Annotated in this window: 7 protein-coding genes and 1 pseudogene; 7 read left to right on the top strand and 1 reads right to left on the bottom strand. The window is 53.6% G+C overall.

Annotation, left to right across the window (positions count from 1 at the left end; translation table 11 throughout):
- The 5 genes and pseudogenes from ispH to LDK53_RS15960 all read left to right on the top strand — a co-directional run.
- Positions 1–154: pseudogene (gene ispH / locus LDK53_RS15940) on the top strand (4-hydroxy-3-methylbut-2-enyl diphosphate reductase); the annotation flags it as partial.
- Positions 155–359: 205 nt separating this feature from the next.
- Positions 360–1,181, top strand: a complete 822-nt coding sequence (gene dapB, locus LDK53_RS15945; RefSeq protein ID WP_225287564.1) for a 4-hydroxy-tetrahydrodipicolinate reductase — start codon at positions 360–362, stop codon at positions 1,179–1,181.
- Positions 1,182–1,635: 454 nt separating this feature from the next.
- On the top strand, positions 1,636–2,784 hold the full coding sequence (gene carA, locus LDK53_RS15950; protein WP_025758028.1) for a glutamine-hydrolyzing carbamoyl-phosphate synthase small subunit: 1,149 nt from the start codon (positions 1,636–1,638) through the stop codon (positions 2,782–2,784).
- A gap of 18 nt (positions 2,785–2,802) precedes the next feature.
- Positions 2,803–6,027, top strand: a complete 3,225-nt coding sequence (gene carB / locus LDK53_RS15955) for a carbamoyl-phosphate synthase large subunit (protein WP_025758027.1) — start codon at positions 2,803–2,805, stop codon at positions 6,025–6,027.
- Positions 6,028–6,166: 139 nt separating this feature from the next.
- The gene (locus LDK53_RS15960; protein WP_025758026.1) at positions 6,167–6,400 is read left to right on the top strand and encodes a YgdI/YgdR family lipoprotein; all 234 of its coding nucleotides are present in this window, start codon (positions 6,167–6,169) and stop codon (positions 6,398–6,400) included.
- Between the two features lie 48 nt (positions 6,401–6,448).
- Here the strand turns inward: LDK53_RS15960 and LDK53_RS15965 are convergent, their stop codons facing one another.
- Positions 6,449–9,334: an autotransporter outer membrane beta-barrel domain-containing protein gene (locus LDK53_RS15965; protein WP_225287565.1), complete on the bottom strand. Its 2,886-nt coding sequence runs from the start codon at positions 9,332–9,334 to the stop codon at positions 6,449–6,451.
- Positions 9,335–9,700: 366 nt separating this feature from the next.
- Between LDK53_RS15965 and kefF the strand changes: the two genes are divergently transcribed.
- Together kefF and kefC are read left to right on the top strand one after the other, a co-directional pair.
- Positions 9,701–10,231, top strand: coding sequence for a glutathione-regulated potassium-efflux system oxidoreductase KefF (gene kefF, locus LDK53_RS15970; RefSeq protein WP_025758024.1), 531 nt, complete (start codon positions 9,701–9,703; stop codon positions 10,229–10,231).
- A complete protein-coding gene (kefC, locus tag LDK53_RS15975; RefSeq protein ID WP_047957730.1) occupies positions 10,224–12,089 on the top strand; it encodes a glutathione-regulated potassium-efflux system protein KefC in 1,866 nt (621 codons plus the stop codon). The genes kefF and kefC overlap by 8 nt, the downstream gene beginning before the upstream one ends.
- Positions 12,090–12,215: the final 126 nt, after the last annotated feature.

A 12,215-nucleotide genomic window follows, 5' to 3' on the forward strand; every position in this document is an offset into this window, starting at 1 on the left:
CGGCGCATCTGCGCCGGATATTCTGGTACAGAACGTCATTGCCCGTCTGCAGGAGCTGGGCGGTGGCGAAGCGGTGCCTCTGGAAGGACGTGAAGAGAACATTGTTTTCGAAGTCCCGAAAGAACTGAGAATCGATGCCCGGGAAGTCGAATAATCCCTTTTCTGATGAAAGGCCAGCACCTCCTGTGCTGGCCTTTTTTTTACCCGTTACTTTATCGTGACGACAAAATCATGTCTTTTACTGATATTTAAGTCGGTTTCACGTTAAATTCTAATTATTGGTGTTTTCAGTTGGCAGTGCTCAGAAAGGCTGGTTAATCTGAAAACGGTTTACATCATTTTAACGTAAGAGAATAACTATGCATGATGCACAGATCCGTGTCGCCATTGCGGGCGCGGGTGGACGTATGGGTCGTCAGCTGATTCAGGCGGCACTTCAGATGGAGGGCGTCGCCCTTGGCGCAGCGCTGGAGCGTGACGGTTCATCGCTTCTGGGGACCGACGCTGGCGAGCTGGCGGGCGCGGGCAGGACGGGCGTCACCGTACAAAGCAGTCTGGATGCGGTAAAAGATGACTTCGATGTCTTTATCGATTTTACCCGTCCGGAAGGGACGCTCACGCATCTGGCGTTTTGCCGTCAGCACGGCAAGGGGATGGTGATCGGCACCACTGGTTTTGACGATGCGGGTAAGCAGGCTATCCAGGATGCATCAAAAGAGATTGCGATTGTCTTTGCCGCAAACTTTAGCGTGGGCGTTAACGTCATGCTTAAGCTGCTGGAGAAGGCTGCGAAAGTCATGGGTGACTACACCGACATTGAGATCGTTGAAGCTCACCACCGTTATAAAGTGGATGCGCCATCAGGCACGGCGCTGGCGATGGGTGAAGCGATTGCCCATGCACTTGATAAAGATTTAAAAGACTGCGCGGTCTATACCCGCGAAGGCCACACCGGTGAACGCGTGCCTGGCACTATTGGCTTCGCCACGGTCCGTGCGGGTGACATCGTCGGCGAACACACCGCGATGTTCGCCGATATTGGCGAACGTGTAGAAATTACGCATAAAGCTTCCAGCCGAATGACGTTTGCCAATGGCGCCGTACGCTCCGCTTTGTGGCTAAAAAATAAAGGAAAGGGACTTTTTGATATGAGAGATGTCCTGGATCTCAATAATCTGTAAACATTATTACCCATCGTGATGTGGTTATTGCAGTCGTAATTCATTGATTGCATAGGGCAATATTTTATTGCCCTTTTATTTTTGCTGTTACATTGTATTTTCTCCCTTAAGGCTCTAAAAATCTGTCTATTGTTCTAATTTTTCGTTGCCAAAATGTAAATTTTGACCATTTGGTCCACTTTATCATGTTCCATCTCGTGATTTTTTATTAAACCAGCCGCGCAAGCGTTTTCTGCAGTGATTTACCTGATCTTTTTGTCGCTTAAGTTGCATTCCGCCTTTCAGGCCTGCAAAAGAGTAAACAAAATATCCGTTTTAAGTTGACTTTTACCGACCAAATCTCCAGAATGCCGCCGTTTGCCAAAAATCCGCTGGCAACACATTTGCATTGATCCATGACATGGTTATGAATTAATATGCAAATAAAGTGAGTGAATATTCTCTGGAGGGTGTTTTGATTAAGTCAGCGCTATTGGTTCTGGAAGACGGAACCCAGTTTATCGGTCGGGCCATAGGGGCAACGGGTTCGGCGGTTGGGGAAGTCGTTTTCAATACTTCAATGACCGGTTATCAAGAAATCCTCACTGATCCTTCCTATTCTCGCCAAATCGTTACTCTTACTTATCCTCATATCGGCAATGTCGGCACCAATGCGGCTGACGAAGAGTCCTCTCAGGTACATGCGCAAGGTCTGGTCATTCGTGACCTGCCGCTGATTGCCAGCAACTTCCGCAACACTGAAGACCTCTCTTCTTACCTGAAGCGCCATAACATCGTGGCGATTGCCGATATTGATACCCGTAAGTTAACGCGTCTGCTGCGCGAGAAGGGTGCACAAAACGGCTGCATCATCGCAGGGGATAACCTGGATGCGGCTCTGGCGCTGGAAAAAGCGAAAGCCTTCCCGGGCCTGAACGGCATGGACCTGGCAAAAGAAGTGACCACAGCTGAAGCCTACAGCTGGACGCAGGGGAGCTGGACGCTCGAAGGCGACCTGCCGGAAGCGAAAAAAGAGAGCGAGCTGCCGTTCCACGTGGTGGCTTACGATTTCGGCGCCAAGCGCAACATCCTGCGCATGCTGGTTGACCGCGGCTGCCGCCTGACGGTGGTGCCAGCGAAAACGTCCGCTGAAGAGGTGCTGAAAATGAATCCGGACGGCATCTTCCTCTCTAACGGCCCTGGCGACCCGGCACCTTGTGACTACGCCATCAATGCCATCAAGTCCTTCCTGGAGACAGACATCCCGGTATTCGGTATCTGCCTCGGCCATCAGCTGCTGGCGCTGGCGAGCGGTGCGAACACCATCAAGATGAAGTTCGGTCACCACGGTGGTAACCACCCGGTGAAAGACATTGATAACAACACGGTGATGATTACCGCGCAGAACCACGGTTTCGCCGTCGATGAAGCGTCGATGCCGGCTAACCTGCGTGTGACCCATAAGTCACTGTTCGATGGCACCCTGCAGGGTATCCATCGTACCGATAAGCCAGCGTTCAGCTTCCAGGGCCACCCGGAAGCCAGTCCGGGCCCACACGATGCCGCGCCGCTGTTCGATCACTTCATCGAACTTATCGAGCAATACCGTAAGACCGCTAAATAATCAGGAGCCGAGAAGACAATGCCAAAACGTACAGACATAAAAAGCATCCTGATCCTTGGCGCTGGCCCGATCGTCATCGGCCAGGCCTGCGAATTCGACTACTCCGGTGCGCAGGCATGTAAAGCCCTGCGTGAAGAGGGTTACCGCGTTATCCTGGTGAACTCGAACCCGGCTACCATCATGACCGACCCGGAAATGGCGGATGCAACCTACATCGAGCCGATTCACTGGGAAGTGGTACGTAAAATTATTGAAAAAGAGCGCCCGGATGCGGTGCTGCCAACCATGGGTGGCCAGACGGCGCTGAACTGTGCGCTGGAGCTGGAGCGTCAGGGCGTGCTGGCCGAGTTCGGTGTAACCATGATTGGCGCGACCGCCGACGCGATTGATAAAGCTGAAGATCGTCGCCGTTTCGACGTGGCGATGAAGAAAATCGGCCTCGACACCGCACGTTCCGGTATTGCTCACAATATGGAAGAGGCGCTGGCCGTCGCGGCTGAAGTGGGTTATCCGTGCATCATCCGTCCATCCTTCACCATGGGTGGCACCGGCGGCGGTATCGCCTACAACCGCGAAGAGTTCGAAGAGATTTGCGAACGCGGTCTGGATCTCTCTCCAACCAAAGAGCTGCTGATTGATGAATCGCTGATTGGCTGGAAAGAGTACGAGATGGAAGTGGTGCGTGATAAAAACGACAACTGCATCATCGTCTGCTCCATCGAAAACTTCGATGCGATGGGGATCCACACCGGTGACTCCATCACCGTTGCGCCAGCCCAGACGCTGACCGATAAAGAGTATCAGATCATGCGTAACGCCTCGATGGCGGTACTGCGTGAAATCGGCGTGGAAACCGGCGGCTCAAACGTACAGTTCTCGGTGAACCCGAAAACCGGCCGTCTGATCGTTATCGAAATGAACCCGCGCGTGTCCCGTTCTTCCGCGCTGGCCTCCAAAGCGACCGGCTTCCCGATTGCCAAAGTAGCAGCGAAGCTGGCGGTGGGGTATACCCTTGACGAGCTGATGAACGACATCACCGGTGGCCGCACGCCTGCGTCCTTCGAACCGTCCATCGACTACGTTGTGACCAAAATTCCTCGCTTCAACTTCGAGAAATTCGCCGGCGCGAACGACCGTCTGACCACCCAGATGAAATCTGTTGGTGAAGTGATGGCGATTGGCCGCACGCAGCAGGAGTCCCTGCAGAAAGCGCTGCGCGGCCTGGAAGTGGGTGCGACCGGTTTCGATCCGAAAGTGAGCCTGGACGACCCGGAAGCACTGACCAAAATCCGCCGCGAGCTGAAAGACGCGGGCGCGGAGCGTATCTGGTACATCGCCGATGCCTTCCGTGCAGGCCTCTCCGTCGACGGCGTATTCAACCTGACCAACATTGATCGCTGGTTCCTGGTGCAGATTGAAGAGCTGGTACGTCTCGAAGAGAAAGTAGCAGAGCTGGGCATCAACGGTCTGGACGCGGACTTCCTGCGCATGCTGAAGCGTAAAGGCTTCGCCGATGCGCGTCTGGCAAAACTGGCGGGCGTACGTGAAGCGGAAATCCGTAAGCTCCGTGACCAGTATGACCTGCACCCTGTCTACAAGCGTGTGGATACCTGTGCGGCGGAATTCTCGACCGACACCGCGTACATGTACTCCACCTATGAAGACGAGTGCGAAGCGAACCCGTCCGTTGACCGCGACAAGATTATGGTGCTGGGCGGTGGTCCAAACCGTATCGGCCAGGGCATCGAGTTTGACTACTGCTGCGTTCACGCTTCGCTGGCGCTGCGCGAGGACGGTTATGAGACCATCATGGTCAACTGTAACCCGGAAACGGTCTCTACCGACTATGACACTTCTGATCGCCTCTACTTCGAGCCCGTTACCCTGGAAGACGTGCTGGAAATCGTGCGTATCGAGAAGCCAAAAGGCGTTATCGTACAGTACGGTGGCCAGACTCCGCTGAAGCTGGCGCGTGCCCTGGAAGCCGCTGGCGTACCGGTTATCGGTACCAGCCCGGACGCGATTGACCGTGCGGAAGACCGCGAACGTTTCCAACAGGCGGTTGATCGTCTGAAGCTGAAGCAGCCGGCGAACGCCACCGTAACGGCCATTGAACAGGCTGTTGAGAAGGCGAAAGAGATTGGCTATCCGCTGGTGGTTCGTCCTTCCTACGTACTGGGCGGCCGCGCGATGGAAATCGTCTATGACGAAGCAGACCTGCGTCGCTACTTCCAGACGGCGGTGAGCGTCTCCAACGATGCGCCCGTTCTGCTCGACCGTTTCCTCGACGATGCGGTAGAAGTGGATGTTGACGCTATCTGCGACGGCGAAATGGTGCTGATTGGCGGCATCATGGAGCACATCGAGCAGGCGGGCGTACACTCCGGCGACTCAGCCTGTTCTCTGCCAGCGTACACCCTGAGTCAGGAAATTCAGGACGTGATGCGCCAGCAGGTGCAGAAGCTGGCCTTCGAGCTGCAGGTTCGTGGTCTGATGAACGTTCAGTTTGCGGTGAAAGACAACGAAGTCTACCTGATTGAAGTGAACCCGCGTGCGGCGCGTACCGTCCCGTTCGTCTCCAAAGCCACGGGTATTCCGCTGGCGAAAGTGGCGGCACGCGTGATGGCGGGCCAGACGCTGGCTCAGCAGGGCGTAACCAAAGAGATTATTCCGCCGTACTACTCGGTGAAAGAAGTGGTTCTGCCGTTCAACAAATTCCCGGGCGTTGACCCGCTGTTAGGGCCAGAGATGCGCTCTACCGGGGAAGTGATGGGCGTGGGCCGCACCTTTGCTGAAGCATTCGCGAAGGCGCAGCTGGGCAGTAACTCCACCATGAAGAAATCTGGCCGTGCGCTGCTCTCCGTTCGCGAAGGCGATAAAGAGCGCGTGGTTGACCTGGCTGCCAAGCTGCTTAAGCAGGGCTTCGAGCTGGATGCCACTCATGGTACGGCGATTGTGCTGGGTGAAGCCGGTATTAACCCGCGTCTGGTGAACAAGGTGCATGAAGGTCGTCCGCACATTCAGGATCGCATCAAGAATGGCGAATATACCTACATCATCAACACCACTGCGGGCCGCCAGGCGATTGAAGACTCCAAGCTGATTCGCCGCAGCGCGCTGCAGTATAAAGTGCACTACGACACCACCCTGAACGGCGGTTTCGCGACGGCCATGGCGCTGAATGCGGATGCCACCGAGAAGGTGATTTCGGTTCAGGAAATGCACGCGCAGATTAATAAGTAAGTTCACATGCCCGGCGGCGTAGCGTTGCCGGGCACTCTCCCTCTCTTCAGAACCTTCTGGTTTTCCATCCGCATTCAGTCAGTTAGCCTAAAATTGTTAGGTCGATAACGAAATTCAACTGAGAGCAGGGGAAAACACCATGCAAAATAAATTACTGATCGCGTCTCTTCTGTCTGCCACAACATTGTTCACCGTTGCGGGCTGTTCATCCAACCAGGCTGTAAAAACGACCGATGGCAAAACCATTGTCACCGACGGCAAACCGCAGGTGGATGACGATACCGGTCTGGTGTCGTATAAAAACGCCGAAACCGGTCAAACCGAGCAGATTAACCGTGACCAGGTGAAATCCATGGGCGAGCTGGATAACTAATAAAAAAAGCCGTGGCATCTGCCACGGCTTTTAGCCTTTCAGGAACGCTTACCAGCGGTGGTTCAACAGGATATGACCGCCATAGGCAGCATAACTGTTTTCACCCCATTCGCCGCTGGTCCGCAGAGAAACGGTGGTAGTCTCGTTCAAATTCCCGGTAACGCCCAGCTCTAGCTGGCCACGGTCTTCCGGCGTGTCGTTGCTGACAGTTTCACCGTTAAACGCCAGATCGTTTTGACCCGCGCCTTTCAGCCAGTTCACGGCAACGTACGGCTGCCAGGCTTTGACATCCTTCTGCTGGAAGTAGCTTGATTTGACGCCCAGACGACCAAACAGACCGTCGTTGTCCAGGGTTGTCACCCGGACGCCGTCACGGTCGGTATGGTTTTCCTGATCAAGGTAGCTGTAAACGAACTGCGCCTGAGGCTCGATTTTCCAGGTGCGCTCATTCTCTGAATTAATCACCCACGCATGACCCACTTCGACAGAGGCAGCGAAACCTTCACTGTCGTAATCTTCGTCATTACGGTTGCTGGTCACTTTATTGTTGTACCAGCTATAGGCGGCCCAGGTATCAATGTAGCTGCCAAGGCGTAAGTTCTGATCTTCCTGCCAGGTGGCGTATAAACCTGCATTGAAGCCGTCGACTTTACCCTGCGCATCACGCACATTGTGTCTGGCCTCCGAATGGGTTTTCGCCTGACCCGCACCAAACATGCCACCCGCCCGCAGGATACCGTTATCCAGTGGCTTGCTCATGAAATCGCTGCCTATCTGAAGCACGGTAGTGGTGGTGTCATAATTGACTCTGTCGCCACCTGCGTCGTTTTCATGATAGCGGCCCTTAACGTACATCCAGGTATTGAGGTTATCTTCATTGCGGAAGGTGATTTGATCGCGATCGTCGCGCTTGTGGAGGAACATGCTTTGAGCAGCAAGGTAGTTGCCTAAATATGCGCCGACTTCCGGAGCCATGACTTCAGGGCTATTGTTACTGCCATTACCGCCGTTGTCTCCGTTACCGCCGTTGTCACCGCTACCTCCGTTGTCACCATTGTCACCGTTGCCGCCATTGTCACCGTTGCCGCCGTTGTCACCATTGCCACCGTTATCTCCGTTATCTCCGTTATCGGGATCGTCAGCCGGATCGTCGGAGGGTGAAGCCTTCGATTCCAGATACCAGTTGCCATTACTGTGTTGATAAAGATTATATTCCCACGCGCCGGCAACGACGGGTTTAGCAAGCGTCAGTTGAGCTTCAGAGCTTCCACTCACGCTGACAATTTCCATGCCATTGACCGTTTGAGCGCCTAACCCACCCATATTGGAGACAGTAACGCCTGACTGCCCAAAGCTGCTGCCCGTAATCGTAAGATGATCGGTAGGTGCATCATCCGCGCCCAGCGTGCTGTTCAATACGATTTGGCTCCCCGCAGTGCCGGTATAATCTCCATTGATGGTAAAGTCATTGCCGACTGAATTATCCGCTGCGCTCAGTAAAAGCGTACCGCTGTTGGTCACGTTGCCGTTGATGGTATCCGCGCCCGAGTTGCGCAATGTCGGGTTGCCCTGAATGGCATTCCATGCAGCCAGCGTGCCGCCGCTAAGAATAGTGATGTTATCGTATACCATTCCGGCCGTGGCAAACCTGGCTCCGCTCTGCACGGTCACCGTGGCATGACTGTTTTCAACGCCCAGGGTCGCACCGGACGCGACCAGCGTGGTGCCGCTATACAGGGTAGTATCACCGCTATAGCTGTTGTTACCGGTCAACGTCAGCGTATGCGAATCCCTTTTTTCAACACTCCCGCTGCCGGTCATGTTAGTGGTGAAGGTGAAATTATCGCCCTGGTTGAAGATAACCGAGCCGTTATTCGTGAGTCCTCCACTCAGATTTGCGACGCTTTCGCCATTACCCAACTGCAGAACCGCATTTTCAGCGACCAGCGTGTTCCCCGCATTTGCGACGGTTCCGGCCAGGGTCAGATTGCCGCTATTGACCTGCAGTGAATCACCCGAGCCGATAATGTCGACATCACCAGTGAGCGTCCAGTCTTCCCCGTCCATAGCAAGAGAAGCGAAACCGTCACCTTCGTTTAGCCCAATAAAATTGCTGTCCTCGGCGCCGGTTCCCACCAGCCTTAGGATGTTCCCTTTTGAGAGGGTAGAAATGACATCACCTGACAGTGACGATCCTGTGTTAAGCGTCAGTGTATTATTTTTGTTGCTGGCGAACAGGATTGCAGTACTACCGCCGCTAATTGAACCAGTATTAATGATCTCAATTTTGGATGAGCCCATGACGTTAATACCATTCTGATAACCATCAATAATACCACTATTGATAATTTTCGAGTTTCCGTCACTTAGGGCAATTCCATCATTTTGAGTGCCTTTGATAGAACCCTCGTTATTAATGGGCGTGCCGATGTTCACCAGCATACCCGTCTTGCCTTCAATAAGGCCTGTTGCGCTGTTTGAAATATTTACTGCTGAGGACTCTTCATCAATATAAATACCATTTTCAAAACCAACGATACTTCCTTTGTTATTGAGTTCGCCCTGCATGGATTGAATGTTTACTGCGTTTGCGGTTGTTGAGGAAATAGTTGCCCCCTCCTCGTTGTTAATCACAACACGCTGTGCGTTAGTATTAATATCAAGTCCGTCCGCTTTTGCGGTGATTTTTCCTTTATTGGTGACAGAGGTAACGTCCATACCAGAAACAGTTACTGCGGCAACATTATCAAGAGAGGAAATCGTGACGTTTTTATTAATGATATATTCAGATTCTGAGGAAAAATCTTGCGGGACAGAAGTCGACTGATCAATGGTTGCTGCATGGCTTATTATTGGCGTAAAAACTAACAGGACGGGAAATAACTTTCCCAGTAATTGGGTTGTCCTGTTTAATGTGTGGTGTTTGTCACTCATATTCACATCCATTTAAAATGAAAGTTGAAGAACAAAGAAGTATGTTCTCTTTTAAAGAGAGTTGTTATTCGGAAAGGGGTTAAATTATTATATTTTCAATGGGTTATGTATACATCTATTTATTAAAATACGATTTTAATTATTCTTAATATTTCATATGAGCAAATGATAAAGAGTGATTTATTGGTGAGGTTAATAAGATTAACGATGTACAGATAAGTGCTGGCATAATCATGTGAATGGGGCGCCGTGAGTAGCAATACTTGCGTTTTGCATCTGCGATGCCAATCAACACTTTCAGCAGGCTGGTTAACTGTCTACACTCACACCTACAAGAGAGATAAGCCAGTCAACGCAGGCCCATTGATGATTCTGATAATTTACGCCCATCCTTATCCGCAACACTCGCATGCGAATAAGCGGATGCTTGAGCAGGTAAGGACGCTTGATAACGTAGAGATACGTTCCCTGTATCAACTCTATCCCGATTTTAATATCGATATCGCCGCCGAGCAGGAGGCACTTTCCCGTGCTGATCTGATCGTCTGGCAGCATCCCATGCAGTGGTACAGCACGCCCCCGCTTCTGAAACTGTGGATTGATAAAGTGTTCTCCCACGGCTGGGCGTATGGCCACAATGGCCATGCGCTAAAAGGGAAAAGCCTGATGTGGGCGGTCACCACCGGCGGCGGGGAAAGTCATTTTGATATTGGCACCTTCCCGGGGTTTGACGTTCTGGCGCAGCCGCTGCAGGCGACGGCGCTCTACTGTGGTCTGAACTGGCTCCCGCCATTTGCGATGCACTGTACGTTTGTCTGCGATGATGAAACGCTGCAGGCGCAGGCTCGTCATTATAAACAACGCTTACTTGAATGGCAGGAGACGCATCATGGATAGCCATACGCTAATACAGGCGCTGATTTACCTCGGCGCGGCGGCGCTGATTGTGCCCGTCGCGGTACGCCTGGGGCTGGGTTCTGTTCTTGGCTACCTGATTGCGGGCTGCGTTATTGGTCCGTGGGGCTTTCGTCTGGTGACGGATGCCGAGGCGATTCTCCATTTCGCTGAGATTGGCGTCGTGCTGATGCTCTTTGTGATTGGCCTGGAACTCGATCCGCAGCGCCTGTGGAAACTTCGCGCTTCGGTATTTGGTGGTGGGGCGTTACAGATGGTGGCCTGCGGCCTGCTGCTGGGTGGGTTCTGTATCCTGTTGGGAATGGACTGGAAAGTGGCTGAGCTTATCGGCATGACGCTGGCGCTCTCCTCGACGGCGATTGCCATGCAGGCGATGAACGAGCGTAATTTGACGGTTTCGCAGATGGGGCGCAGTGCGTTCTCAGTGCTGCTGTTCCAGGACATTGCCGCTATTCCGCTGGTGGCGATGATCCCGTTGCTGGCGGCCAGTGGGTCCTCGACGACGCTGGGCGCTTTCGCGCTGTCCGCACTGAAAGTGGTGGGGGCACTGGCGCTGGTGGTTCTGCTTGGACGCTATGTCACCCGTCCGCTGCTGCGGTTTGTTGCCCGCTCCGGTTTGCGCGAAGTGTTCAGCGCCGTGGCGCTGTTCCTGGTGTTTGGCTTTGGTCTGCTGCTGGAAGAGGCCGGGCTGTCGATGGCGATGGGGGCGTTCCTCGCCGGCGTTCTGCTGGCGAGTTCTGAATATCGTCACGCGCTGGAAAGCGATATCGAGCCGTTCAAAGGGTTGCTGCTGGGGCTGTTTTTCATCGGCGTGGGGATGTCCGTTGACTTCGGCACGCTGGTGACGCACCCGCTGCGGATTGTCATCCTGCTTGTTGGCTTCCTGGTCATTAAAATGGCGATGCTGTGGCTAATTGCGCGTCCGCTGAAGGTGCCGAATAAGCAGCGCAGCTGGTTTGCGGTTCTGCTGGGGCAGGGGAGCGAATTTGCGTTCGTGGTCTTCGGCGCAGCGCAGATGGCAAATGTTCTCGATCCGGAGTGGGCGAAAGCCCTGACGCTGGCGGTCGCCCTGTCGATGGCGGCGACGCCCGTTCTGCTGGTTGTACTGACGCGCCTGGAAAAATCGGGCAGCGAACAGGAGCGCGAAGCTGATGAGATTGACGAGGAGCAGCCGCGCGTGATCATCGCCGGATTTGGTCGCTATGGGCAGATCGTGGGCCGTTTACTGCTGTCGAGCGGCGTGAAAATGGTCATCCTCGATCACGACCCCGACCATGTCGATACCCTGCGTAAGTTCGACATGAAAGTCTTTTACGGCGACGCAACGCGCGTCGATCTGCTGGAATCTGCAGGCGCGGCAAAAGCCGAGGTATTGATTAACGCCATTGACGATCCGGAAACCAGCATGCAGATGGTGGAACTGGTCAAAGAACATTTCCCGGCGCTGACCATTATCTCCCGCGCCCGCGATGTGGATCACTATATCCGGTTGCGGCAGGCGGGGGTAGAAGCACCGGAGCGTGAAACATTTGAAGGTGCGCTGAAATCTGGCCGTATGGCGCTGGAAAATCTGGGGCTCGGCGCGTATGAAGCGCGCGAGCGTGCAGACCTGTTCCGCCGCTTTAATACCGGGATGGTGGAAGAGATGGCGGCAATGGCTGGCAGCTCGGCCACGGAGCGCGCGGCCGTGTTCAAACGCACCAGTGCGATGCTGACGGAAATCATTAATGAGGATCGTAATCATCTGTCGCTGATCCAGCGTCACGGCTGGCAGGGCACGGAAGAGGGCAAGCATACCGGCGATCCGGCTGATGAGCCTGAGAGTAAACCTTCCGCGTGAAGTGGAGTTGCCAGCAATAATAAAAAATTTCTTTATCTTTACCCTGCCGCCAGTCGACGAAAGATTAAGCTTTCCGTATAGTGGCGGCAATTTTTTGCATCCGGGAAATTTTCAATGATCAGTCTG

The sequence above is a fragment of the Enterobacter sp. K16B genome, assembly GCF_020216105.1.
Classification (GTDB): domain Bacteria; phylum Pseudomonadota; class Gammaproteobacteria; order Enterobacterales; family Enterobacteriaceae; genus Enterobacter; species Enterobacter sichuanensis.

Bases quoted from the DNA above. Each gene is read 5' to 3' on its own strand.
- dapB (WP_225287564.1), top strand. From the start codon at position 360: ATGCATGATGCACAGATCCGTGTCGCCATTGCGGGCGCGGGTGGACGT.
- carB (WP_025758027.1), top strand. From the start codon at position 2,803: ATGCCAAAACGTACAGACATAAAAAGCATCCTGATCCTTGGCGCTGGC.
- LDK53_RS15960 (WP_025758026.1), top strand. From the start codon at position 6,167: ATGCAAAATAAATTACTGATCGCGTCTCTTCTGTCTGCCACAACATTG.
- LDK53_RS15965 (WP_225287565.1), bottom strand. From the start codon at position 9,334: ATGAGTGACAAACACCACACATTAAACAGGACAACCCAATTACTGGGA.
- kefF (WP_025758024.1), top strand. From the start codon at position 9,701: ATGATTCTGATAATTTACGCCCATCCTTATCCGCAACACTCGCATGCG.
- kefC (WP_047957730.1), top strand. From the start codon at position 10,224: ATGGATAGCCATACGCTAATACAGGCGCTGATTTACCTCGGCGCGGCG.